Origin of the sequence: Paenibacillus sp. Mc5Re-14 (genome assembly GCF_001049835.1) — a bacterium.
Lineage (GTDB): Bacteria > Bacillota > Bacilli > Paenibacillales > Paenibacillaceae > Paenibacillus > Paenibacillus polymyxa_C.
In genome coordinates this window covers 1,862,567-1,887,221 of record NZ_CVPD01000001.1, presented here as the reverse complement: position 1 = coordinate 1,887,221, position 24,655 = coordinate 1,862,567, and the positions used below count along the sequence as shown (strand labels likewise).

21 protein-coding genes are annotated in these 24,655 nt (G+C 45.5%); 15 read left to right on the top strand and 6 right to left on the bottom strand.

The features are described from left to right. Positions 1-11 precede the first annotated feature (11 nt). A complete protein-coding gene (locus tag BN1546_RS08555) occupies positions 12-425 on the top strand; it encodes a DUF350 domain-containing protein (protein WP_016819503.1) in 414 nt (137 codons plus the stop codon). A gap of 237 nt (positions 426-662) precedes the next feature. Continuing rightward, complete coding sequence (locus tag BN1546_RS08550; protein ID WP_058830584.1) at positions 663-1,739, top strand: Gfo/Idh/MocA family protein; 1,077 nt, start codon at positions 663-665, stop codon at positions 1,737-1,739. 53 nt (positions 1,740-1,792) lie between these two features. Here the strand turns inward: BN1546_RS08550 and BN1546_RS08545 are convergent, their stop codons facing one another. Beyond that, on the bottom strand, positions 1,793-3,253 hold the full coding sequence (locus BN1546_RS08545) for an MFS transporter (RefSeq protein WP_025675685.1): 1,461 nt from the start codon (positions 3,251-3,253) through the stop codon (positions 1,793-1,795). A 165-nt stretch (positions 3,254-3,418) separates the two neighbouring features. Here BN1546_RS08545 and BN1546_RS08540 point away from each other — a divergent pair, with 165 nt between their 5' ends. Next, positions 3,419-3,841: a MarR family winged helix-turn-helix transcriptional regulator gene (locus BN1546_RS08540; protein ID WP_025675684.1), complete on the top strand. Its 423-nt coding sequence runs from the start codon at positions 3,419-3,421 to the stop codon at positions 3,839-3,841. Between the two features lie 132 nt (positions 3,842-3,973). On the opposite strand, the gene BN1546_RS08535 is transcribed toward BN1546_RS08540, so the two are convergent. Then, positions 3,974-4,552 (bottom strand): TetR/AcrR family transcriptional regulator, encoded by a 579-nt coding sequence (locus tag BN1546_RS08535; protein ID WP_025675683.1) that lies wholly within the window; start codon positions 4,550-4,552, stop codon positions 3,974-3,976. Between the two features lie 188 nt (positions 4,553-4,740). Here BN1546_RS08535 and BN1546_RS08530 point away from each other — a divergent pair, with 188 nt between their 5' ends. Further along, positions 4,741-5,964, top strand: coding sequence for an MFS transporter (locus BN1546_RS08530; protein WP_025675682.1), 1,224 nt, complete (start codon positions 4,741-4,743; stop codon positions 5,962-5,964). 14 nt (positions 5,965-5,978) lie between these two features. Here BN1546_RS08530 and BN1546_RS08525 read toward each other — a convergent pair whose 3' ends face one another. Both BN1546_RS08525 and BN1546_RS08520 read right to left on the bottom strand, forming a co-directional pair. Continuing rightward, on the bottom strand, positions 5,979-6,407 hold the full coding sequence (locus BN1546_RS08525) for a DUF3995 domain-containing protein (protein WP_013369203.1): 429 nt from the start codon (positions 6,405-6,407) through the stop codon (positions 5,979-5,981). Between the two features lie 12 nt (positions 6,408-6,419). Further along, positions 6,420-6,929: a TetR/AcrR family transcriptional regulator gene (locus BN1546_RS08520; protein ID WP_049825397.1), complete on the bottom strand. Its 510-nt coding sequence runs from the start codon at positions 6,927-6,929 to the stop codon at positions 6,420-6,422. A gap of 591 nt (positions 6,930-7,520) precedes the next feature. On the opposite strand from BN1546_RS08520, the gene thrS reads away from it, so the two are divergent. After that, positions 7,521-9,434, top strand: a complete 1,914-nt coding sequence (thrS, locus tag BN1546_RS08515) for a threonine--tRNA ligase (RefSeq protein ID WP_025675680.1) — start codon at positions 7,521-7,523, stop codon at positions 9,432-9,434. 159 nt (positions 9,435-9,593) lie between these two features. On the opposite strand, the gene BN1546_RS08510 is transcribed toward thrS, so the two are convergent. Beyond that, entirely contained in the window at positions 9,594-10,394 is an 801-nt protein-coding gene (locus tag BN1546_RS08510) for a GTP pyrophosphokinase (protein ID WP_025675679.1), read from the bottom strand. A 276-nt stretch (positions 10,395-10,670) separates the two neighbouring features. Here BN1546_RS08510 and BN1546_RS08505 point away from each other — a divergent pair, with 276 nt between their 5' ends. From BN1546_RS08505 to BN1546_RS08490, 4 genes are all read left to right on the top strand, one after another. Next, positions 10,671-11,132 carry an S-ribosylhomocysteine lyase gene (locus BN1546_RS08505; RefSeq protein ID WP_013369209.1) on the top strand — a complete coding sequence of 154 codons (462 nt, stop codon included), beginning with the start codon at positions 10,671-10,673 and terminating at the stop codon, positions 11,130-11,132. Positions 11,133-11,137: 5 nt separating this feature from the next. Further along, positions 11,138-11,908, top strand: a complete 771-nt coding sequence (locus tag BN1546_RS08500) for an SDR family NAD(P)-dependent oxidoreductase (protein WP_013369210.1) — start codon at positions 11,138-11,140, stop codon at positions 11,906-11,908. Positions 11,909-11,937: 29 nt separating this feature from the next. Continuing rightward, positions 11,938-12,819, top strand: coding sequence for a MetQ/NlpA family ABC transporter substrate-binding protein (locus BN1546_RS08495; RefSeq protein ID WP_013369211.1), 882 nt, complete (start codon positions 11,938-11,940; stop codon positions 12,817-12,819). A gap of 116 nt (positions 12,820-12,935) precedes the next feature. After that, a protein-coding gene (locus tag BN1546_RS08490; protein WP_090737102.1) for an IS3 family transposase occupies positions 12,936-14,080 on the top strand; the annotation gives its coding sequence in 2 pieces (ribosomal slippage) (positions 12,936-13,209 and positions 13,209-14,080; 1,146 coding nt in all). Between the two features lie 108 nt (positions 14,081-14,188). Here BN1546_RS08490 and BN1546_RS08485 read toward each other — a convergent pair. Continuing rightward, entirely contained in the window at positions 14,189-15,016 is an 828-nt protein-coding gene (locus BN1546_RS08485; protein WP_058830578.1) for an AraC family transcriptional regulator, read from the bottom strand. Positions 15,017-15,256: 240 nt separating this feature from the next. On the opposite strand from BN1546_RS08485, the gene BN1546_RS08480 reads away from it, so the two are divergent. From BN1546_RS08480 to BN1546_RS08455, 6 genes are all read left to right on the top strand, one after another. Beyond that, positions 15,257-17,440: an alpha-galactosidase gene (locus tag BN1546_RS08480; RefSeq protein WP_090737101.1), complete on the top strand. Its 2,184-nt coding sequence runs from the start codon at positions 15,257-15,259 to the stop codon at positions 17,438-17,440. A 129-nt stretch (positions 17,441-17,569) separates the two neighbouring features. Continuing rightward, positions 17,570-19,351 (top strand): sensor histidine kinase, encoded by a 1,782-nt coding sequence (locus BN1546_RS08475; RefSeq protein WP_090737099.1) that lies wholly within the window; start codon positions 17,570-17,572, stop codon positions 19,349-19,351. Continuing rightward, entirely contained in the window at positions 19,348-20,898 is a 1,551-nt protein-coding gene (locus BN1546_RS08470; RefSeq protein ID WP_090737097.1) for a response regulator transcription factor, read from the top strand. The genes BN1546_RS08475 and BN1546_RS08470 overlap by 4 nt, the downstream gene beginning before the upstream one ends. A gap of 86 nt (positions 20,899-20,984) precedes the next feature. Beyond that, positions 20,985-21,941 carry an ABC transporter permease gene (locus tag BN1546_RS08465; RefSeq protein WP_025675673.1) on the top strand — a complete coding sequence of 319 codons (957 nt, stop codon included), beginning with the start codon at positions 20,985-20,987 and terminating at the stop codon, positions 21,939-21,941. A gap of 14 nt (positions 21,942-21,955) precedes the next feature. Further along, positions 21,956-22,894: a carbohydrate ABC transporter permease gene (locus tag BN1546_RS08460; protein WP_090737094.1), complete on the top strand. Its 939-nt coding sequence runs from the start codon at positions 21,956-21,958 to the stop codon at positions 22,892-22,894. A 38-nt stretch (positions 22,895-22,932) separates the two neighbouring features. After that, on the top strand, positions 22,933-24,612 hold the full coding sequence (locus BN1546_RS08455; RefSeq protein ID WP_090737092.1) for an ABC transporter substrate-binding protein: 1,680 nt from the start codon (positions 22,933-22,935) through the stop codon (positions 24,610-24,612). The last annotated feature ends 43 nt before the right edge of the window (positions 24,613-24,655 follow it).

The following is a 24,655-nucleotide window of genomic DNA, read 5'->3' as shown; positions in this document are numbered from 1 at the left end:
GAGGAAAAAAATTGGACTCTCATATCAGTTTGGGCAACGCATTGGGCAATGTAGGTATCGGCCTGCTTATCTTGTTTGCCATCTTAATCGTAGGTTATTTTGTGTTCAGCTTGCTGACACGTTATAACGATAATCAGGAAATCGCACGCGGCAATGAAGCGGCAGGCATCTATATGGGGGCAAAGCTGCTAGGTCTGTGTATCATCGTGGGAATGGTGTCGTATAGCAGCCATTCATGGCTCGATATGCTGACCTGGTCGGCCGTGGGCATTGTGGTGCTGTGCCTGGTGTATGTGATTTTTGATCTGGTGACGCCGCGCACCAAGGTGTGCGAGGAAATTGCCAAAGGCAATGTAGCTCTGGCACAGCTGTTGCGCTCAATCATCATCGGGGTATCTTTTGTCGTAGGTACATTTTTGATGTAGTCGATGTAGTCGATATAAAGAAGAAGCATAAAGGATCTGCAAAACCGGACCACGGAGCTGCAGATCCTTTTTTTATGGGGAATTGTATTCACTGTCTGCTATCTGTCTGTGGAAGTAAAACTTACGATGATCACTTCTGATGGGGACTATTCTACAAAGGTACGGGTGATACTGCATAGCAAAAAGGAATGTGCTCCAGATATCAAACCAAATTGTAGAGAAGGGAATTCTGAACATATGAGTACCTCTACCTCCCCAACCCTACCCATTCGGATGGGTATCATCGGCTTGGGCCTGATCGCTGAATATCACATCAGATCATTACACAGCATGTCGGGGGTATCGATTGTGGCCGTTAGTGATGTAAATGCGAACCGCCTTCAAGCCATCGGAGAGCAATTGCAACTGCCTGCCTCCAAGCGGTACTCCCATTATGAAGCATTAATCCGTGACCCAGAGGTAGATGCGATTCTGTCGCTGACACCCAATGATGTGCATTTTGACATTATTCGTATTGCGCTGGAAGAACACAAAGCTGTACTGGCAGAGAAACCATTGACACTCACGTGGTCGGAGGCAGGCCAGTTGAAAAAGCTGTATACCGCGAATCCGGTGCCTTTGCTGGTTCACTACAAGCATCGCTACGGCGCGGCCTTCCAATATACCAAGCAACTGCTGGATGAGCACAAGCTGGGCAAAATCTATAATATTCAATTTCGTTATCTAATGGATGCATTTTCACCGTATCGTCAGCATCCGTATACATGGCGACACAATTTAGCCAAGGCCGGCTCTGGAGTAGTGGGGGATACGGCCTCACATATTATTGATCTGGCCCGTTTTCTGATTGGTGAATTTAAAAGCGTCGCGGCGCTGCTACATATCATTACACCTGAGCGGCCCGATCCGGTCACGGGTCTGCCTGTAAAAGTGGATGTGGAAGATCTCGCCGCCTTTCATGGCATCATTGGCGATAATACTGTGGGTACCTTCATCACTCACAAAAATGCCATCGGCAAACGTCACGATATCGAAGTGGATATCTACGGCGAACTCGGTACGCTGCACGCAAGTCTCAATAATCCGGAAAGTATTCGCATTGTGTTGCGTGACCTAGAACACCCGGATGCCGAATACGAGACTTGGGCTGTTCCACCAATCTATAATCATACAGCCGATGGCGATTTTGTTAAGCTGGCAAGGGGGGAGTTCGTGGATCGAGCTCCATTGTTCGATGACGGATACAACAATCAGTGGGTACTTGAGAAAATACTGCAATCCTGGAGAGAGAACGGACGTTTAGTAGAAGTATAAGGAGATAGTATAGTAATCTTTTTATAATTAGCCTGTTTGGCATCCTGAAGGCTCTATCTCTTTTCTTGCTGCGTTCTTGCCCGTTTTGCCCCAATCAGCCTCCAGCCTGTTAACAATGCCGATACAAGACAGATGGAGGCAGACGTCATAAAGACTACATGCATTCCTTCCAGAAAAATTTCAGGGTGACCCGGAACCAATCCGGTGACTCGATAACCAGCCTCTTTACTCATAACATTAAAGAGAATGGTTGTGGCCAGCGTGATCCCTACAACCATCCCGACGTTGCGCACCAGTGAATTAACACTTCCGGCTGAGCCAAGCTGTGTGCGGGGTACCTTGGACATAATCAGCGAATTGTTCGGCGATTGGAATAAACCACTGCCAATACCCAGCATGGCAATCCACAGACCGACGAGCGGGATGGAGCTACCTGCATGCAGCTCCGCTAATCCAATTTGGGCAACGACCATAACGACCAGCCCGGCGAAGGTGAGTAGTTCAGACCCGATTTTATCGGACAGCGCGCCGCTGAGCGGGGCCACAATAACCATAGAGATGGGGAACAACATCAGCAGAAATCCGGCATAAAAAGGCGACAAGTTCAGCATATTCTGTGCATAGAAAGGCGAAATGATGTTAAAGCAGAAGTTAGCGACAAACACCAGAAAAGCACACAAAATACTAAGTGAAAACAACGGATTTTTGAATAGAGCGAGCTGTAACAGCGGCTGTGGACGACGCAATTCCAACCAAATGAATATGGCAAAAGCAACTACGGCCACCACCAGCGAAGCAATAATACGTGGGTCTCCATACCCGACCTGCTGTCCCAGCAACAATCCGACGAATAAAGTGAGAATAAAAATAGCAAACACCAGGCTGCCAGGAATGTCGATCTTATCCTTCACCTTGATCAGATCCTTAGGCAGAAGCCTCCAGCCCAGAAAGACAGCGATCAGGCCTATCGGTACATTGACCCAGAAAATGTATTGCCAACCCAGCGAGGAGACAATAATACCGCCCAAGCTCGGCCCGGCGATACTACCCAAAGAAACGAAGGTTCCGATGAGGCCAAGCGCTTTGCCCCGTTCAGTAGACGGGAAGATATCTGTTACGATCCCTTGGCTGTTCGCCATGGTCATGGATGCTCCAATTGCCTGAATGATGCGCGAAATCAGCAATAGGGAGAGTGAAGAGCTAAGACCGCACAATAGGGAGCCAAGAATGAATATGATGGTGCCGATTTTGAATATTTTGATTTTACCGACCATATCCCCTAGCTTGCCAAAAAATAAAATTGCGGTACATATCGCCATTAAATAGGCGGTTGTCACCCATTCAATCTGTGCCACAGGTAAATGTAACGTGCGAGACAACACAGGAAGAGCAATATTAACAATACTTCCATCCAAGGTGGACATAAACGTAAACAGATTTAAAACAATTAAAATCATCCAACGTTTCTTCTGAACTTCGATATTCTCTTGATAGGTTGCAGCAGTTGAACTCATTATGAACACCTCTTTATCGTTGGCAGCTCTTTCTTTAGTTGCGTGCGCAACTAAATGAACGGTTCTAGTGTACAGTAAATTAGTTGCGTGCGCAACAATAGTATTGTAAACTTTGTTTTGGTCCCAGCTGGGGATTGCCATTTTCAAGCCAATGAGGTGAATTTGATGAGAAAAAAACCGATTGGAAAGCTAATTTCCCACCTGTACCGTCGAAATCAAAAAATACTGTCCAAAAAACTGGCTCCTTACGGAATCGGCAGTGGGGGGCAACACAGTTTTTTAAAGATTATTTTGCAGCGGCCAGGTATTACGCAGGAGCAGCTGACGAATGAACTTAAATTTGATAAGGCAACCACGGCACGCTCTGTAAAACAATTAGAGGAATCAGGCTACATTGAACGTAAAACGGATCCGAATGATCGACGTTCTCAACTTGTGTCTCCCACGGCCAAGGCATTAGAATTCGCTCCTGTCCTACAAGCAATACTGGACGAGCTCAATGCCGGTCTTGTCCACAATTTATCCGAAGAGGAAGAGGACCTTCTGATCGACTTACTGCAAAAGATTAGTATAGATCCTGACGAATAAATAAAGCAGAGATAGCATAGAGGATCGGCAGATAAAAGAAAAAGGAAAAAAGAAAAAGGAAAAAAGAAATAAGCAGCCACCACGGAGAATACTCTGTGGTGGCTGCCAGCCCCGCTATATGGCATTCGCAATTCAGTCCAAGCTAATCCCTTCGAACGCATTCATGACTAATTGTCGTACATAGGCATCGTCTAATGGATAACCGGTTACCAGCAATCGATAAAAAACCGGCCCATAAATGAGATCGATACATAATTCAACATCGAGATGCTCCTTCAATTCCCCACGCTCTATTCCCCGCTCAATAAGATGCCGGGCTTCAAGTCGCCGTGGATGAAAATACCGGGTTCGGTATGCCTCTGACAACCCTGCATCAAGTTGCCCTTCGCCAATTAACTCCGTAATAATTTTACCTTCTCGACTGATTAGAAACCGTACTAAATTCGTAGCATGAATGAGAATATCGTCTAGTACACGACCCGTGTCGGGTACAGGCAATCTTGCCATGGTAGCTGACAGGAAACCATCCATGACTACGGCAGCTTTGTTAGGCCACCATTTATATATGGTGGCTTTGCTCACTTTTGCTCGCTCAGCAATTTTTTCTACCGTAACAGCCCCAAAGCCTTGTTCCAACAGTAGATCATAAGAGGCGGTAAGGATAGATTTTTGCGACTCGACATTACGCGGACGTCCTCTTTTATTCTGCACTGGAATGCTCACCTTCTTACATAGATATAAGAAAACATTAAAATAAACTATACGTTCAGTATATCAAATATCAGGTAAGAATAAAAAGTTGAATTTGCCTATTTACAAAACGAAACGTTCAGTATATTATTTGATTATCGAATTAAAGAACTATACGTTCAGTATTTAAATTATTGAGGAGGATTATCATGCAAAGAGAACAACAAGCCGTAGAAGGTAACCGTATTTCAAATTGGATGATGTTTCTGTTGGCAGCGGCATGCGGCCTTATTGTTGCCAACCTTTACTATGCTCAAACCCTGGTAGGACCTATTCATGTAGCGATGGGCCTTTCTTCCACAACAGCGGGCTTCATTGTCACTTTAACTCAAATCGGTTATGTTGTGGGACTGCTGTTTATCGTACCCATTAGCGACATTATTGAAAATCGACGGCTCATGGTCGTATCGCTCATCATTACAGTCTGTGCATTGCTTGTTGCTGCCTTTGCCCCCAATGCCACGTCGTTCCTGACCGCATCCTTGTTCATTGGAGTTGGATCTGTAGTAGCCCAAATACTGGTACCGTACGCTACCTATTTAGCATCCGAAGAACAGCGCGGCCGGGTTGTCGGGAATGTCATGAGTGGACTCCTGCTAGGCATTATGTTCGCACGTCCATTGGCAAGCTTCATAACCAGCATTTGGGGATGGCAAGCCGTATTTATTATGTCAGCCATCGTTCTGACATTGTTGACGATTCTTCTCTCGCGGGCTCTTCCAGAGCGCAAGCCTGTACCTACGGTATCTTACAGTAAACTGATTCTCTCGCTAGGTACTCTTTTCAAACAAACGCCTGCATTGCGCCGCCGTGCCTTATATCAAGCCTGCCTATTTGGTGCTTTCAGCCTGTTTTGGACGGTTGTTCCTCTACGCTTGGCGGATGATTTCGGCATGTCCCAGCAAGGAATTGCACTGTTTGCTCTAGTAGGTGTAGGGGGCGCAATAGCAGCTCCGATTGCCGGGAGATTGGCTGATAAAGGTTGGAGCAAAGGTTTAACCGGGCTAGCTATGGTCATTGCCGCCTTGTCCTTTTTGGTCATCTATATTTTCCAAAGTCATTCGACGGCTGCGCTCATCCTTCTCTTTATTTCTGCGATTACACTGGATATGGCTGTATCAGGAAACCTTGTGCTGGGGCAACGTGTTATTTACTCCTTGGGAAGTGAAGCGAGAGGGCGTCTGAACGGATTATTCATGTCTATCTTTTTCATAGGTGGAGCGATTGGATCATCATTAGGCGGTTGGTCTTATGCGTTGGGTGGTTGGAATTTCAGCGCTCTGATTGGAGTCATTTTGCCTGTGCTGGCTTTACTGTACTATTTCACTGAGAAAGAAACTGGTGGAGACGTACGAAAGAAACAAATCGGGTAAAGATCAGCTTTAAGCTATGCCGTACGCAAAAGCATCATCATTAAAATGGCTGTTCCCAAGAGAAAACAAAGGGGCGAATAGAGCACAGTATCCCATTTTGCAAAAACCGTTCCTTTTTTTCTCTTGAAGAACCCTACCCATTTGAAATCTCCTATAGAACGTAAAATAAATAAACATGACAACAAGCCTGCACCGTAGAAATAGAAGAAATGGAAAAACTGAATTGGTACGACTCTCCCTAACTCCAAAACGAACCAAGCGGCTAAGGCTAGTAAAATGGCAACAATCGACGTCCCTATTTTGGAGGGTTTAAAAAGCAAATCCGTTCCCGTGCTTGGGATCGCTGCCTTAGCACCTTTTTGTCCGCCGAATACCCAATATAAATGCATGCCGCTCAGTACAAATAGAATTCCGCCAACTGCCCATGTAAGTAGCTCCAACATCTCACATCCTCCTTAATTTGAAATCCACTCTGTCCAAATCATATGAATATGCTGCTGAATGGCTTCTTCACTTAACGTCTCTTGCTTGTGACGCTCATACCAACCCAAATAGTAATGGTACAACATCCATGACCTCTGAGAGGCTTTCTCTGGCTGCATTCCCTTCTGGACTAAAAGCTCTTTCATAAACTCCATTCGCATCTGTTCGACTTCATTGAGCAAGGAACGGTAACTATCATCCTTCAATGACAGCTTGCGCAGATAAAACAGAAAATCGCCCCGTTTTGTCTTGCCAAACATCTGGGTTAGCAACTCTTGGATTCGCTCATCTATAGCAGCATGGGTGATGGACGCGGCAATAACCTGTTGTGTCGTCTGTGCCTTCCATGTCTCTACAATCTGTCGAATATAGCTGCTGCGATTGTTAAAATACCAATAAAAACTGCTCTTACTGCACCCTAAAGCAGTAGCCATTTTTTCAACAATGAGTTGATCAATTCCGCCCTGTTCAAAACGTTCCATTCCTTTTTGAATCCATTGTTCTTCTGTGACAATGATCTTAGGTATCTCTTTCGCCTTCTTTCTGTACGGTATCGTCTAGATGAGAAATATTCTACAGTGTTTTTAATGGGGTGTAAATATAGGCCTATTCGTCTTCATAGCCGGATGATAAATAAGACAGAAACTTACATAAACGTCCACTTGAAATACCTGCGAATTTGATCTATAATGCTGTAGCATATAGTAATATTCAAGGCATTGACCAAAGACATGATTTCCTTGAAGGACCGTTCAGAGAGAAAAGACGAGGCTGTGAGCTTTTCCGGCAACCGCATGTGAAGTTACCCCTTTGTAGCTGTGACGTTGAACGTGTAACTGTGCAAGCTGGCAGTGACATCAGTAAGCGCCCACCGATTTATCCCCGTTAACGGATACCAATGGAGGGCCACGCAGGTCGTGCAGAGCATGTTTTGATGAACATGAATGTATGTACAGCAGCGGGCCGAACTAGGGTGGAACCACGAGCTGAACGCACTCGTCCCTTGAGGGAGAGAGGCGTTTTTTTGCGTTCAATTTTGATATAGCACACAATTTGAAATGGAGGCTTTAATCGTGAGTATTCAAGTGAAATTGCCGGATGGAGCCGTACGTGAGTACGAGCAGGGCGTAACTATCGCCGACGTGGCGGGTTCGATCAGCTCCGGGCTGAAAAAAAACGCAGTAGCAGGTAAAGTAAACGGGAAGGCTGTCGATCTGAACACCGTTTTGGATCAGAACGTTGACCTTGAAATTGTTACGCTGGACAGTGCAGATGGTCTGGAAATTTACCGTCACAGCACAGCGCATTTGCTGGCCCAGGCGCTCAAACGCATTTACGGTGAGAAAAATGTGAAGCTGGGTATTGGTCCAGTCATCGACAGCGGCTTCTATTATGACATTGATATCGAAAACCCACTGTCCGTTGACGATCTGGCGAAGATCGAAAAGGAAATGGCGAAGATCACGCAGGAAAATCTGCCGATTACACGTCGTGTGGTTAGCCGTGAGGAAGCAACTCGTATTTTTGGTGAAATGGAAGATCCATTGAAGCTGGAACTGATCCGTGATTTGCCAGAAGAAGCGGAAATTACGATTTATGATCAAGGCGAATTTTTTGACCTGTGTCGTGGCCCGCATCTGCCGTCCACTGGCCGTATCAAGGCTTTCAAACTGTTAAGTGTAGCGGGTGCATACTGGAGAGGCGATTCCAACAACAAGATGCTGCAACGTATCTACGGAACAGCTTTCCCTAAAAAAGCACAACTGGATGAGCATCTGCACTTGCTGGAGGAAGCAAAAAAACGCGATCATCGCAAGCTGGGTAAGGAGCTGGAGCTGTTCATGTTCTCCGAAGAAGCACCTGGCATGCCGTTCTACCTGCCTAAAGGTATGGTTGTGCGTACTGCGTTGGAAGATTACTCCCGTGACATTCAACGTCTGCATGGCTATGAGGAAGTACGTACACCGCTGATGATGAACAACCGTCTGTGGGAACAATCGGGACACTATGAGCATTACAAGGAAAACATGTACTTCTCCGAAGTAGATGAAACTACTTTTGCTTTGAAACCGATGAACTGCCCAGGGCATATGCTTGTATTTAAAAATGAACTTCATTCTTACCGCGATCTGCCGATTCGTATATCCGAATTTGGACAAGTGCATCGTCATGAGCTGTCCGGCGCGCTGAACGGTATGATGCGTGTTCGTACATTCTGTCAGGATGATGCGCATATTTTCGTTACACCAGGTCAGATTGAAAAAGAGATTACGGACGTAATCAAGCTGATTAACGAAATGTATAGTGTGTTTGGCTTTGACTTCACAGTGGAATTGTCCACACGTCCAGATGACTTTATGGGCGAGCCAGCGCTGTGGGATCAAGCGGAGCAAGCTCTGCAAAACGTGCTGGATCACCTGGGCATCAACTACCGTATTAATGCGGGAGATGGAGCATTTTACGGTCCGAAAATTGACTTCCACATTCTCGATGCGCTCAAACGCAGCTGGCAGTGCGGAACGATCCAATTGGACTTCCAAATGCCTGAAAAATTCGACCTCACTTATGTGGGCGAGGACAACCAGAAGCACCGTCCGGTCGTTATTCACCGTGCTATCTACGGTTCAATCGACCGCTTCATGGGCATCCTGACTGAGCATTTTACAGGTGCATTCCCATTGTGGCTGGCTCCTGTTCATGCGAAACTGTTGCCTGTATCCGAGAACTATATCGAGACTGCCAATGAGGTGCAGGAAGCGTTGCTGAAAGCGGGTCTACGCGTCGAAGTGGATACTCGGAATGAGAAGCTTGGTTATAAAATCCGTGAAGCGCAATTGGAGAAGGTTCCATACATGTTCGTTATCGGGGAAAATGAAAAAACAACCGGTACTGTAGCAGTGCGCAAACGGGGCGAAGGCGATCTGGGGTCATTCAGCATTGCGGACATCGTTGAGAAAATCAGCACAGAGATTCATGAGAAGCAGTAATATTTGATTTGATTGAAAAAAAGTGTAAAAGAGCCGTCAAAACCATGATCATAGTGGTTTTGACGGCTCTTTATTTATACATTATACATAAGTTCCTAAGTTCCAGCACAAGGGGGAACAGCCTCGATTGAATGGTTTAGTTATCCTGTGCCTGCGTGCCTAGCAAGTCTGCGACCGAGAAGTGGCGTGATCTGCAGGGAGGGAAAGTGTCTTCAAAGCTGACTCTTCAGCTCGTTTCCCTGGAGACTCTTCCACATTCTGTTCCTCGCTAAGCGATAAAATTTCCCCGCGCAGCTTGAGCATTTTCTGATCCAGTTCGTAGGTTGCACGTGCAGCTTCGGTCAATCCGTTAACGACATGTTCGGGTACTTTCTTATCAAACTTATAGTACAAAATATGCTCCATACTGGCCCAAAAATCCATAGCCAATGTGCGCAATTGAATCTCGACCTTAATCCAGCGTGTGCCCTCAAACAGAATCAGTGGAATTTCCACAATAACATGTAGGCTCTGATAGCCGTTGGGCTTAGGATGGGCAATATAGTCCTTTACCTCTAGTATGCGAATGTCTTCCCGTGTGCGGAGGTGATCCATCAGGCGATAGATATCTTTGACAAATGCGCATACCACACGCATGCCTGCGATATCATGAATTTCACGCAATATATTGTCCAGGGTGACCTCATGCCCTTTGCGCCGAACTTTTTCCACAATGCTGTGGGGTTCTTTGATCCGGGTTTTAATGTGCTCAATCGGGCTAAAACCATCTATCAGCTTCCATTCCGTTTGGATCAGCTTAATTTTGTTCTTTAATTCCTCCAGAGCTAGTTGATAAAGGACGGGGATTTTTTTCCATTCCTCTAGTTGCTTGGCGTCAACACTGTTCTGGTCCAGCTGTAGCTGAAATTCCTGCAAGGGCAAAGGGACAGCATTCAAGTGCTTCCAATCCGGTTCATTCACAGAGCATTCTCCTAAATGAGGCTTACGATGTCCTCGATCTATTTCGTAAAGATGGATTACCGTATATATTGTACACTATGTCAAAACGTACAGGCAAAGGAGAAACGGACAAAGAAATGAGAAATAAAATAATAATTATAGTGGTAAAACCGAGTAATCCGATGTATAATTGCAAAAATGCTGATTTAAAGCATTAAATTTTAAAAAAATAGCACAAATGTTGAGTAGTCGTCATTAGACTAAAAATAAAAATTACAGAAAATGAGGATGAGAAAAATGGCAAAAGTAGAAAGCTTCCAATTAGACCACACGATTGTAAAGGCTCCTTATGTAAGAGCAGCAGGAGTAGAGCATGATGAAAAAGGAAGCACGGTACAAAAGTATGACTTGAGATTTCTGCAACCGAATGAAGACGCACTGCCAACAGCAGCTGTACATACGCTGGAGCATTTATTGGCAACGTATCTGAGAGACGAAATCAAAGGCATTATTGATATTTCTCCTATGGGCTGCAGAACGGGATTCTACTTGATTTTATGGAATGAACACGAGCCTGAGGAAATTGCACTTGCTTTGGAAAAAACCTTGAAAAGAATTCTGGAAACGACAGAAGTTCCGGCTGTTACTGCTTTGGAATGCGGGAACTATAAGGATCATTCTCTTTTTTCAGCACAGGAATATGTGAAGATTGTGTTGGAGGCTGGCATTAGCCGCGATCCTTTCAAAAGAGTATTTTAAAATCTATGATTTCAATAGACTTATCTCATCAGACAGCAGTAGTGACAGGCGGCAAGTCAGGTATAGGCAAGGGGATTGTAGAGCTTTTCATTCAGAGTGGAGCTAAAGTCATTTCTGCTGATATTTCTTATGAAGAGCCGTATAGAGTGGTCAATTCACAGTTGGTTGAAACTCAATTGGACATATCCAAACCGGATGATATCGAAAGATGGTGCAATCTGCTAATCAGCGAAACGGGAGTTCCTGACATTTTAGTGAACTGCGCAGGTACTTCTACGATGGATTATGTCATTGATAGTGAGTTGGCTGATTGGGAAAAAGTATTTTCGATCAATTCAACTGGGCTGTATGTAGCGTCCAAACGATTTGCCAAGGAAATGGTGGATGCGCGTAAACCGGGGCGAATTATCCAAATTGCTTCGCAGGCTGGTAAAAATGGATATCGGGCCATGGGCGGATATTGTGCATCCAAACATGCGGTTCTCGGCTTGACCAAGGTGATGGCCATTGAGCTTGCTCCGCATCAAATTTTGGTAAATGCGGTTTGTCCAGGTATCGTAGAAACGCCGATGAAGCATCGCGAGCGGATTGAAGGGGGCGTTATTCGCGGAATGACCGCCCAGGATATATATGAAGAAGATTGTTCGCAGGTACCTTTGGGGAGAACGGCTGAGGTAGAGGATGTCGCCAATGTGGTGTTGTTTCTGGCAAGTCCGCTCTCCGCATATATGACAGGACAAGCGATTAATGTTACAGGTGGAATGACGATGCACTAGCATACTAGCATGATCTGGGGGAAAACAACATGAAAAAATCGTTCGTTTTACTATTAGGGATTAGTTTATTACTCGTAGCCGCAGGATGCGGTAATAAAAGCACAGACAGTAATGGCTCCAGCTCCGCTTCCGGTGCGGAAACGCAAAAAGTAGTTATTGGTTCCATGGGGTCTGACGCGCAGATTTGGAAGCATATTGCCCAATCCCAGGCCGCCAAGGATGCCAAGCTGGATATTGAAGTAAAGGAAATTAACGGTGGGATCGAAACGAACAATGCGACTAGACAAGGCGATGTGGACGTGAATGCATTCCAATCGTGGGCGTATCTGGTGAGCTATAACAAAGAGAGCAAAGCCGATTTGAAGGCGATAGCCACTACCTACCTGGAGCCGATGGGGATTTATTCGCAAAAGTTCAAAAGCATCGATGAAGTGACTGACGGAGCGTTGGTGGCTTTGGCGGACAATCCGGCGAATACAGCACGAGGTTTGAAGCTGTTGGAAGCATCCGGTTTAATTAAGCTTAAAGCTGACTTTAATGATGCTTTAGGTACAGTCAATGATATTACTAGTAATCCTAAAAACCTGAAATTTGAACTAATCGACGACAAAACAGGTCCGCGCGTGATTCAGGATGTAGGCTTGGTGTTGATCGGGAACACGATTGCTTTAGAAGGCGGTCTGAACGTACTGAAGGATTCCTTGTTCCACGAAGAGATCAGTCAGGCAACAAAGAACAATATTAACGTTCTGGTAACTTCATCGGATAAGGCAAACGATAAGGGACTACAAAAATTAGCGGATCTCTATCATAACGAGGATACTCAAAAGTACATTAAGGATGAATTTGGCGGTACCAAAGTAGAGGTTAAAGAACCTGTTTCTTATTTGGAAGGGCAAACCGCAAAATAAATAAAAGAGGTCAACCAGTTTGGGACTGACCCCTTAACGTGAGACAAATCAAAACACCTTCAAGAGAATGCAACCATGTCGTAAGATATGGAGACAACCTTGGAGGTGTTTTTTCGTTGGCAACAAGAGTCAGTTATCCATTAGAGGTTAAAATGAAGGCGATTGAAATGAGAATGGCTGGTATTCCAGTCAAAGAAATCATGGAGCAATTAAACATACGAAACAAGACACAAGTGGAAACTTGGATGAGATGGTACCGTAGTGGCGAGCAAAACCGTTTAGAGCAGCCTGTAGGTAAACAATACAGCTACGGCAAAGGACCCGAATACACTTCGGAATTAGAGAAGGTCCAAGCTGAGAACAGGTTTTTGAGACAACAACTAGAGTTGCTAAAAAAGTACAGGGTACTGGAGAGGAGGTATCGTCAAAGATCGTAATGGAGTGGATAGAGTCGATCCGAGGGGAAGTGAGTGTGAAGCAAGCTTGTGCATGGATAGGAATCTCTCGCGCCACGTACTATCGCTGGAAGGCGGAGTATGCGAGCAAACTTGAGGACCACTTGGTAGAGAAAATCTGCGAACTCTGTATCCAGCATAAATATCGTTATGGATACCGGAAAATCACCGCCTTGCTTCGGAGGGAGTATACAGTAAACCACAAACGCGTGCAACGGATTATGCAGCGTGAAGGGCTGCAATGTCGTGTCAAAGCGAAGAAACGGAAACCCACTGGGCAACCCATTCATATCGCGGAGCATCTGCTAAAGCGACAGTTTGAAGCAGATACGCCTATGCAAAAACTTGTAACGGACATTACGTATTTGCCATTTGGAGGAAGAATGTTGTATCTGTCGAGTATTTTAGACTTGTTTAACGGAGAGATTGTGGCATACAGTATAGCTGACAAGCAGGACACCGCATTTGTGCTCGATACCCTTCGTCAGTTGCCATCTCTACTAGGTGCAATACTTCATAGCGATCAAGGCAGCGTCTACACATCCTTGGCCTACCAGGAAGCTGTAAAAGGAAAAGGCATTACCATGAGCATGTCCCGTAAGGGAACGCCTGCTGATAATGCCCCCATCGAATCGTTTCATTCCACACTAAAGTCTGAAACGTTCTACCTCGAAGGTTTAACCTGTACGACGACGGCAATCGTCGAGCAGACCGTTCGAGAGTACATCCTTTACTATAACTCAATTCGCATTCAAACAAAACTAAACAACCAGTCGCCGGTTCATTTCCGACAACTGGCTGCTTAAACTTGGAAGGTGTTTTGATCCCTGTCTCACAAACGGGGGTCAGTCCCGTTTTTCTGGTTGACCTCTTTTGTTCGTTAGAGGCTTCTACTTGTAATTTCAGTAGTCGTTTTAGATTTGAGCATGGGTTTCGGCTCGGTAATGCTTGGGAGAGAATCCCTTTACCTTTTTAAAAATTTTGGAGAAGAGCAAAGGATCATTATAGCCGACTGAACGGGAAATATCGCCTATCGAAAGTTCGGCGTTCCCCATCATTTCACAGGCTTTATTGATTCTATAGCGAATCAAATAATCTTGAATGCTTGTGTTTACTCGTTGTTTAAATAACGAACATAAATAGCTCCGATTGAGTCCGATAAAATGTGCAATATGCTCAATGGTAATTTTCTGAGCATAATTCATTTCGATAAAGTCTTTCACTTTTTCAACGTAAATTTCTGCCCGACCTTCTTTTTGGTCGGAGGACGCTGCCGGACTGAACTCTATAAGCTCCGATAACATTAAGTAAAGCAGCCCGGTCAATCTAGTTTCCCGAGCTTTATGGCATCCACTTGATTCGTTCATTTGCTGCAAATACTGATAAATCAAATGGTCTCCTTCAAAGTAGAGGATTGGGGACGTCATCGTCAGGCCTGCTTGCTTGAGGAGTGTTTCTGCCAGTGTCCCATTAAAGCCAAACCAGCAATAAGACCAAGGATTTACGGCATCGGCTTGATAATAAGTGATGACTCGCGGGCAGATTAGAAACCACTGTCCTTTCCGCAAGCGATAACTGAACCCGCCAACCTCGAAGGTACCCTCTCCGTCCAAAACATAATGGAGCAAATAGTGATCTCTTATAGCAGGTCCGAAAAAGTGACTGGGTATGCATTTCTCTATGCCAAACTGAGTTAGATACAATTCAGAGTGCTGTTTACTACGTGGCAAATACTCTATCACGGTAAAATCTCCTTATGTAAATTATCAAGCATTATAACATAAATAGTGAGCACCATGCCATGTACTTCATATCTAAAATTAATATATGATTTCTGTAGAACCTACTGCTATATTGTTGGATCTTATCAAGCTTTACACCATATGAACTTAGTTGATGGTTGTTACAAAATACTTCTTCTGAGTACCTTTTTAGGTGTGGAACTCTGATGATTATTATTTATGAGAGGGGTTATTTTCCCAATGGGTATCATTGTTCAAGAGCAACCGGGGCTGTTTCATTTGCAGTCGTCGGGCATGAGTTATATTATTCAGATTGTCGATGGATTTCCTGTGCATGTATACTGGGGAGACAGGTTGAAGCACCGTGAGCCCATGGCTGATCTTTTGCTTTACACTCCTACGACGGCTGGATTGGATCGGCTGCCGCAAGAATACCCACAGTATGGAAGTGGGGACTTCCGTACCCCGGCGTATCAAGTAGAGCTTGAGGATGGAACTCGCATCACGGAATTAAAGTACGATGGTTACCGGATTATTAAGGGAAAGCCATCTTTACCAGGTCTTCCGGCCGTATATACCGAGAATGAAGCTGAAGCGGATACGTTGGAACTGGAATTAAAAGATGCCTTTTCAGGTCTTAAAGTGGTTCTTCTTTATACTGTTTTTGCGGATCGAAACGTAATCGCTCGTTCGGCTCGTCTAAGTAATGAGGGGGAACAAAGTCTTCGACTCCTCCGTGCGCTAAGTGCCAGCGTCGATTTCTCAGGGAAAAGCGATTTAGAGTTCATGTATCTTTCGGGAGCATGGGCACGGGAAGGGAATATTACCCGCAAACCGATCCTTCAAGGTGAAACCCGAATTGATAGTAAAAGGGGCATGAGCAGTCACCAACTTAATCCTTTTACTGCATTGGTCACGCAGGAGACAACTGAACGCCATGGTGAGGCATTCGGCTTTAGCCTTGTGTACAGCGGGGGCTTTGAGGCTGGAGCGGAATTAGATTCATTTGGCTCTACCCGGTTTAGCATTGGCGTAAACTCCTTTGACTTTTCATGGTTACTGAGCCCAGGAGAGAGCTTCCAGACACCAGAAGCCGTTATGGTATACTCTGGTCAAGGACTGGGAGAAATGTCGCGTACATATCATCGCTTGTATCGAACTCGGCTTTGCCGAGGGAAATATCGGGATGAAGAACGCCCTATTCTGGTCAATAACTGGGAAGCTACCTATTTTGACTTCAATGCAGATAAGCTGGTATCGATAGCGAAGGAGGGGGCAGAGCTAGGCATCGAGCTCTTTGTCTTGGATGACGGTTGGTTCGGAAAACGGGATTCTGACAATTCGTCTCTCGGTGATTGGTACGAGGATCGTCGGAAGCTGCCAGACGGACTGGCTGATGTCGCGAAACGTATCAATCAATTGGGGCTTAAATTCGGGCTCTGGTTCGAGCCGGAGATGATCTCCCCAGACAGTGAGCTGTACCGGAAGCATCCAGATTGGTGCCTTCACGTTCCAGGACGGCGGCGCAGCGAAGCCAGATGGCAGCTGGTGCTGGACTATACTCGCAAGGAAGTACGCGATTACATCTACGATTCGCTGGCTGCCATTTTCTCCAGCGCCCCAGTCTCGTACGTGAAATGGGATATGAATCGCTGTCTGACGGAAATTGGTTCCGCCGAACTGCCGCCGGAGCGCCAATCTGAGACTGCCCATCGCTATGTTCTTGGATTGTATGAGCTGCTGGAGCGCGTCACTACCGATTTCCCGCATATTCTTTTCGAGAGCTGTTCAAGTGGCGGAGGACGCTTTGACCCAGGCATGCTTTACTACATGCCTCAAGTCTGGACTAGTGATAATACCGATGCGGTGGAACGCCTGAAGATTCAATATGGAACTAGCCTTGTCTATCCTGTAAGCGCCACCGGAGCGCATGTGTCAGCAGTTCCGAACCATCAAGTTGGACGCATAACCCCCCTTGATTTTCGAGGTGATGTGGCCATGTCCGGAAATTTTGGATATGAGCTTGATCTCACGAAATTCACCGATGAGGAAAAAGAGACGGTCAAACGCCAAATCGCAGTATATAAGCAGATACGTGGCTTAGTACAGAAGGGTGACTTGTATCGCCTAAAGAGCCCGTTTGAAGATAACGAATCGGCTTGGATGTTTGTTTCTGAAGACCAAGAGGATGCCATCGTCTACTATTTCCAAGTGATGGCTGTCCCAAACGCGCCTTGGCGAGCCCTGCGCCTTGACGGACTAAATCCAGAGCTCGAATATGAGGTTCAGTCAGGAAATAGCGGGCAAAAGTCTATCCATGGGGGGGATCGGCTTATGAAGTTGGGCCTACCTCTTGTCTACAGACAGAAAGACTATGAAAGTGGATGGTTCAGGCTTCGGGCATTAAGGTCCAACAAGGCTTAAGGCTTAAAGGATCAGTACAACAGTACAATTGGCGAAAGATAGAAAACAATCGACTGAGTTATGCATGCCCCTTTTTGTATAAAAGGGGCATTTTGCGCGCATCAGCGTACTGATTGGGGAGGACAAGCCATGTTTTTTATACGAATGATGAATGACATGAAACTGAGAAAGAAGATGACGCTTACATTCATTTCGGTAGCTGTTCTTCCCTTGCTGTTATGCGGCCTGTTTCTGACTGGGAAGCTTCGAGAGGCCGTCATTAAGGACGCCTTTATGCAAGCATCCAACAACGTCGAGCGGGTCCAAAATCGTACAGAAGAACTGATTAAAGTGCCGCTGGACATCTCGTATCGGCTAACCAATGACAATCGGATGAAAATGGTGGCCAGCCAAAAGTATGACAGCTACATCGAAGTCATTCAGGCTTACCGGGAGTATACAGGTATTCGTGACTACCTCCAATTGTACAAAGAGATATCCGGCATCCGTGTCTATGTCCCTAATCCTGGAGCACTTAATAATTGGGAATTTATCCAGCCGGACGAAAGAATCACAACCGCAGGTTGGTACAAGGAGGCCATAGAGCAGAAAGGATTGGTTGGCTGGAATTTAATTAAGGATGAGAGGTACAATGCCGATTATCTCAGCCTGATTCGATCATTCTCAGTAAATTCACCAGGGCGCAAAGGGGTTCTGGTCATAAATGTTAACAAGCGCCAATTAAATTCAATCCTGAATCAGGAATCGTTCCCTACCTTGATCGTGGATAACCGGAATCAGATTGTCGCGTCCAATGAAGCAGAGTTGTTTGGGAAGAATCTTTCTGAAATTCATGTCGACGAAAATATACTTTTCCAACAGGAAGGAAGTTACAACACACTCATTAACGGAAAAGCATCGAAAGTGGTGATCGCAAATCTAACTCCACAGAACAGCTGGAATGGACTTCGCATTATTTCCGTTTTTACCGTTTCTGAAATTACCCGAGATGCTAATCAAGTGATATGGCTCGGCGGAGTCGTGATCACAGCTAGTCTAATATTTGCAGCCTTACTTATCTATGCTTCTGCTTCGCTATTATCCAGAAGGCTTCTCCGCTTGAGCAAGCATATGACCCAAGTAGGGGCGGGCTCGTGGGAAACCTATCTCCATATCGACGGAAAAGATGAAGTTGGTCTACTATCGAGGGAATTTAACGCGCTCGTCAGTAACGTAAACCATTTGGTCCAGGAGGTTCAAGAAACGAATCGTCAGAAAAACCTGGTGGAGCAGAGACAGAACGAGATCAAGTTCAAAATGCTGGCAAGCCAGATCAACCCGCATTTTCTCTTCAATTCTCTAGAGTCCATTAGAATGGAGGCCCACATTCGCCAACAGGACGATATCGCTAAAGCCGTATGGCAGTTGAGCGCGTTGTTGCGCAGCAGTCTGGAGGCCGGTAACGACAAGATTCCACTGCGTAAAGAGCTTGAGCAAGTGTGCTGTTATCTTGATCTTCAAAAATTCCGGTATGAAGACCGTTTGGAGTATCGCTTAATGGTTGATCCGGATTTGGAGGAAACACTGGTTCCACCTCTGATTATTCAACCATTGGTGGAGAATTCTATTGTACACGGTCTGGATAATCAAGCAGAGGGAGCTGTCATTGAAGTGAAAGTTAAGAAAATCCCAGAGGGGGTTCGAGTTATAGTATGTGACAACGGCGCCGGTTTCACGGACGATCGTCTCGTCCTTGTACAAGCGGAGCTTGCTGCATCTGTACATGAACAGGAGGTCCAGCGAATTGGACTACGAAACGTAAATGATCGTCTCGTCTTACTATATGGGACCTCTAGTGCCTTACATATTGAGAGCGAGCCTGGAAAAGGCACTTGTATTCAGTTTTTCATACCTGGAGGTGAAACCAAATGATTAAGGTAGTCATCGTTGACGATGAACCGAAGCTTCGTCAAGGGCTTCAAACACTGATTCCATGGGAAAGCCTCGGATGTATCGTTACAGCTACGGCAGCCAATGGAAAAGAAGCATTGGAAGTCATCGAGGAAAAAGCTCCTGATGTCGTAATTGTCGATATCCGCATGCCGGTTATGGATGGCTTACAGTTGATTGAGCACTTGAGATCCGGTGGTCATCATTTGCATTTTATAATCCTCAGTGGATATGCCGACTTCGAGTATGCCAAACAAGCGATTAAATACGGGGTGTTCGGCTATCTCCTTAAACCGGTCGACATTGATGAAATGACGTCCAGTATAAAACGGATACGCGAGCGAATCGAAGAGGAGCGCCTTCAAGAGGAGTGGCGTAAGAGAGAGGTTATTAATCGCGATTTATACCTGCACAGTCTGCTCGTCCCTCAAGAGAAAACTGAAGATCCCGCCAAGTTGAGAAGTAAAGCAATAGAAGCGGATTTGTTGTGGACCAGCTACGAAGTCGTGGTCGTCTACCCGCGTGTTTCCGAAGTAGACCGTTCCGATGTCGCATACCAGCTTTCGAATGGATTAAAGGCAAAGATCGAGGGGCAGATGATGGGGCTTGTCACAGTAATCCCTCCGTATACAGTCCTGTTGCTCAACGCGCCGCTGCGCGGAAGAGAACGGCGTGAAATTCTGCACAATGAGATTCGTAATGCTGCGGATAATGTTAGGTTCGTCGCTGCAACCGGAGGGGCAGTATCTGCTCCTGAAGATATTTGTAAATCTTTTTTAAAGGCCCAGGAAGCGGTAAAACAATCCTTTTTCAGTGAGAAGAACCGACTGCTAGGTCCGTATCCTTTCTTTTCTCCTGCGCTGGATTCCCCCCGATTATCTGCTGATAAAGCTGAAGAAACGATGGAGGAATTCATCTTCCGCCTGTATTACAGTCTGGAAGTAGGGAACCAGACTGTAATACTTCCATTGTTGAACGAGGCGGCAGCATTTTTTCTCCAACAGGGGCAAGATGAGAAGTCGATCAAAGAGTCGTTCTTCTTTCTGTCCAATGCGGTCATTCACAAGCTGACCGCGGGTTTCTGTATCGAGTTGAAAGAGACGGAGGAAGTTTCCCGTTTTTTGAATGGGATATACCAGCATGATCATTTACATGATCTTTTGGAAGAGACCTACCGTTTCCTGCTAGCTTTGGCGAAAGACTCCGAACCTCGTGGAAAGGAGCAGGAATTCAAAAAAATGATCGACTTCATTCACAGTCATTATACAGACAACCTGAAGCTGGAAACGCTGGCTGGACTACTAAACTATAGTACTGCCTATTTGGGTCAGCTATTCAAGAACAAGACTGGGGAGTACTTTAACACCTATCTGGACAGAGTCCGTATCCGCAAGGCAAAGGAGTTGCTGGACCAGGGAATGAAAGTTTACGAAGTCGCTGAAAGCGTCGGCTATACAAGTGTTAACTACTTTTACAGCAAGTTCAAAAGGTACGAAGGCTGTTCACCGTCGGAATATAGAAATCCATAATTTGTGAATGATTTTTCCCGAAATCCGTTGTATGGGCTCTGACTCTCCTCTGTTTTATGATGGATTTAAGAGAGGGGATGAAAAAAATGAAAGCGGTAACAGCGAATTCGGAAAACGTATACAAAAAACCGAAGCGGAATGCTTGGAAGGTATTTAAAAGCCAGAGGTATCTTTATTATATGTCCATTCCGTTTGTGATCTGGGTCTTCATCTTTCAGTATTTGCCGCTATGGGGCTGGACAATGGCATTTCAGAAATACAGACCCGGTTTGAGTTTTTTTGAACAGAAGTGGGTGGGCTTGGAGCATTTTCGTACTTTGTTCCAAGATGATCATTTTTACCAAGTACTGCGGAACACGCTGGCTATGAGTCTTATGGGACTGGTCGCTGGTTTTATTGTACCGGTTGTCTTTGCTCTATTGCTCAACGAGGTCCGTATTCAGGTTGTAAAACGATTTGTTCAGACTGTATCTTATCTGCCGCACTTTGTTTCATGGGTGGTTGCTGCAGGCATTGTCACCAAAATGCTTTCAGCGGATGGCGGTGTCGTAAACGATATGCTCATGGGTCTAGGCATCATCGATCAGCCAGTCCAGTTTATGGCCCAAGGTAAATTATTTTGGTGGGTTGTAACTTTCGGAGACATCTGGAAGGAAACGGGGTGGAACGCTATTATTTATCTGGCTGCCATCGCCGGTATTGGTCCTGAATTATACGAGGCTGCACGGGTGGACGGCGCTAGCCGATTCCAGCAAATGTGGCATATTACGCTGCCGGGGATCCGGCCGACCATTATCATTCTCCTGATTATGTCTATTGGCCATCTGCTCGGTACGGGATTCGAGAAGCAATTTTTGTTGGGCAATCACCTGGTCATCGATTACTCTGAAGTACTTGATTTGTATGCGCTTAATTATGGTCTGGCGATGGGACGCTACTCTTTCGGGACGGCCATTAATATCTTCAATTCGGTGATAAGCCTGGTCCTATTGTTTGCGGCTAACGGAATCTTTAAGCGCTATACCAACGAGAGCATTATGTAAGGAGGAGAATAGACATGGAGGCTGTCAAAAGCACTACGCCGGTCGGTGGATTAAACAACAAGCTTAAGTCTAAATCACCACAAGACCGAATCCTAGAGGTAGTTGTTTATGTTTTCATGATTGTGGTAACCGTTCTGACGATCTACCCGTTCTTAAATGTGCTGGCTATCTCTTTTAACGATTCGGTGGACACCATTAGAGGTGGAATCACCATCTGGCCAAGGCAATTTACTTTGAAAAATTACGATTTGATTTTCACCTATGAGGGGTTAATCACTGGATTCAAAATCTCCTTTCTGCGGACCGTCATTGGCACTGTAGCGGGCTTGGTCAGCGGCTCGATGCTCGCTTATACGCTTGCCCGAAGTGATTTTCAAGCCAGAAGGTTCATCTCAATTTTTCTTGCTGTTACCATGTATGTTTCCGGAGGGTTAATTCCAGGTTTTATCCTGATGAAGGAATTGCATTTAATTGATACATTTGCCGTCTATATTTTACCGGGCCTTGTAAGTGCGTTTAACGTCTTCATTATTCGTTCCTTCATTGATGGTCTGCCTTATGCGTTACAGGAATCAGCTAAGCTGGATGGTGCCAACGATTTCACGATCTACTGGCGCGTTATTCTTCCTCTTTGCAAACCAGCATTAGCGACCGTAGCGCTCTTCTTGGCGGTTGGACAATGGAACTCTTGGTTCGATACTTATCTGTTTAATGGGTCCAACGAATCGTTGACGACCCTGCAATATGAATTGATGAAAATTTTGCAAAGTACGACAACAAGCGCAACCAATTCCCAGGACGCTGCCAATATGGCGGAGCGTATGGCACGGGTTTCGCCCGAATCCGTTAAAATGGCAATCACCATCATTGTTACCGTGCCGATTCTTATCGTCTATCCTTTTCTACAAAAATATTTTGTTAAAGGTATGACGCTTGGAGCGGTAAAAAGCTAAAACGAGGCAACATTCATTATAAGGGGAGGTTTAGCTCCATGAAGTCAAGAAAAAATAGAATGATCGTACCTTTCGTAATGTCACTAACTTTAGTGGCGACCCTTGCAGGGTGTAGTGGTAATAATCCGTCTGAGGCTACCAAGGCCGTAACAACAGGCGACATCACGCTTACTTATTTTTCGGAAGACTCCAGTACAAATTGGAATAACATGAAGGATGAAGTCGGTAAGGTCATCGCTGAAAAAACCGGAGTAACCCTAGATGCTGAATTTGCTGTCGGAGACCCGGTCCAAAAGATTTCATTGATTGCAGCCACAGGAAACTATCCTGATTTAATCGCTGCTAAGGCGGATGTCGGCAAACTTGTCGATGCTGGTGCAATTATTGATCTGACGGATTTGATCGACAAGCATGCACCGAATATCAAAAAAATGCTGGGAGACAAGCTTGTTCGGACGAAGTACAGTTTGGATGATCAATCCATCTATGTTATTCCGACCTGGTCTGCTGTCGAAGAGGAAAAAATCAAACCCGACGTAGGATTTAAACTCCAACACCGTGTCGTCAAGGAAGCGGGATACCCAGACATCCGTACAGTACAGGATTTCGAAAAAGTCATTAAGGACTATATCACCAAGCATCCGACGGACGAAAATGGCAACAGAAATATCGGACTGTCCCTAAATGCCGACGATTGGCATATGTACCAGGTCACGAATTCAGGATTTCAAACGACCGGGGGACCAGACGACGGCGAATACTTCATCGATCAAAAAACACACCAAGCGACTTATCATTTCCGCCGGCCGGAAGAAAAAGAATATTTCCGCTGGTTGAATCACATGAATGCCATTGGATTGCTGGACCCAGAAAGCTTCGTACAGAAGACAGACCAGTTTAAGGCAAAAGTGGCCTCTGGCCGCGTACTGGGTCTGGCCGATCCGGAATGGGACTATGGCGACGGACAAAATGCGCTGAAGGCGGAGGGCAAATTCGATCAGACTTACGGTCATTATCCAGTCACCATGAGCAAGGAATATAAGGACACCAACTTCTGGCTTCCTGGCTTTGATGGGGGATATGGAATCTCGATCTCTAGCAAGTGTAAGGACCCGGTACGTGCCATCCAGTTCCTCGACTTTCTGGCATCGGAAGAGGGTCAAGTCCTGAATAATTGGGGGATTGAAGGCAAGCATTACACAGTTAAAGACGGCAAACGGACGATTATTCCGGCTGTACTTGAACGGATGAACAATGACAATGCGGCTTTCCAAAAAGAGTCCGGAATCGGTCTATATTGGAACTTGATGGTCCATTATGGTGATGGCATTAAGGACTCGACTGGCAACTATTTTACTCGTAGTTATCCTGAACTGCTGACAGCGACTTATAACAAGTCGGAGAAGGAAGTGCTAAAGGCCTATAAGATTGAGCACTGGAAGGATCTATTCCCGAAGGAAGATGAATTCCAACCGAGAGCATATGGAGCAGCGTATACGATGCCTCTTCCCAATGACGATCCGGCTGTTATTCTCGGAGCCAAGATGAAGGATATTACATGGAAACGGATTCCGGAAGCTGTCATGACTAAACCGGAAAACTTCGACAAGGTTTGGGATGTCTATATGGCAGAACTGGAGAAAGCCGGAGTACAAGAAATGGAACAATCCTTTACCAAACATATCCAAGACCGAATTAAGCTGTGGTCCACTAACTAACTCGTTTCGCATAAAAGAACGGGGCCGTTTCCACTTTCCAATT

Excerpts from the sequence above, each read along its gene's own strand:
- BN1546_RS08520 (WP_049825397.1), bottom strand. The coding sequence starts at position 6,929 with ATGGAACGTTTTGAACAGGGCGGAATTGATCAACTCATTGTTGAAAAA.
- BN1546_RS08475 (WP_090737099.1), top strand. The coding sequence starts at position 17,570 with ATGTTTTTTATACGAATGATGAATGACATGAAACTGAGAAAGAAGATG.
- BN1546_RS08470 (WP_090737097.1), top strand. The coding sequence starts at position 19,348 with ATGATTAAGGTAGTCATCGTTGACGATGAACCGAAGCTTCGTCAAGGG.
- BN1546_RS08500 (WP_013369210.1), top strand. The coding sequence starts at position 11,138 with ATGATTTCAATAGACTTATCTCATCAGACAGCAGTAGTGACAGGCGGC.
- BN1546_RS08465 (WP_025675673.1), top strand. The coding sequence starts at position 20,985 with ATGAAAGCGGTAACAGCGAATTCGGAAAACGTATACAAAAAACCGAAG.
- BN1546_RS08505 (WP_013369209.1), top strand. The coding sequence starts at position 10,671 with ATGGCAAAAGTAGAAAGCTTCCAATTAGACCACACGATTGTAAAGGCT.
- BN1546_RS08460 (WP_090737094.1), top strand. The coding sequence starts at position 21,956 with ATGGAGGCTGTCAAAAGCACTACGCCGGTCGGTGGATTAAACAACAAG.
- BN1546_RS08480 (WP_090737101.1), top strand. The coding sequence starts at position 15,257 with ATGGGTATCATTGTTCAAGAGCAACCGGGGCTGTTTCATTTGCAGTCG.
- BN1546_RS08550 (WP_058830584.1), top strand. The coding sequence starts at position 663 with ATGAGTACCTCTACCTCCCCAACCCTACCCATTCGGATGGGTATCATC.
- BN1546_RS08545 (WP_025675685.1), bottom strand. The coding sequence starts at position 3,253 with ATGAGTTCAACTGCTGCAACCTATCAAGAGAATATCGAAGTTCAGAAG.
- BN1546_RS08530 (WP_025675682.1), top strand. The coding sequence starts at position 4,741 with ATGCAAAGAGAACAACAAGCCGTAGAAGGTAACCGTATTTCAAATTGG.
- BN1546_RS08540 (WP_025675684.1), top strand. The coding sequence starts at position 3,419 with ATGAGAAAAAAACCGATTGGAAAGCTAATTTCCCACCTGTACCGTCGA.
- BN1546_RS08455 (WP_090737092.1), top strand. The coding sequence starts at position 22,933 with ATGAAGTCAAGAAAAAATAGAATGATCGTACCTTTCGTAATGTCACTA.
- BN1546_RS08495 (WP_013369211.1), top strand. The coding sequence starts at position 11,938 with ATGAAAAAATCGTTCGTTTTACTATTAGGGATTAGTTTATTACTCGTA.
- BN1546_RS08525 (WP_013369203.1), bottom strand. The coding sequence starts at position 6,407 with ATGTTGGAGCTACTTACATGGGCAGTTGGCGGAATTCTATTTGTACTG.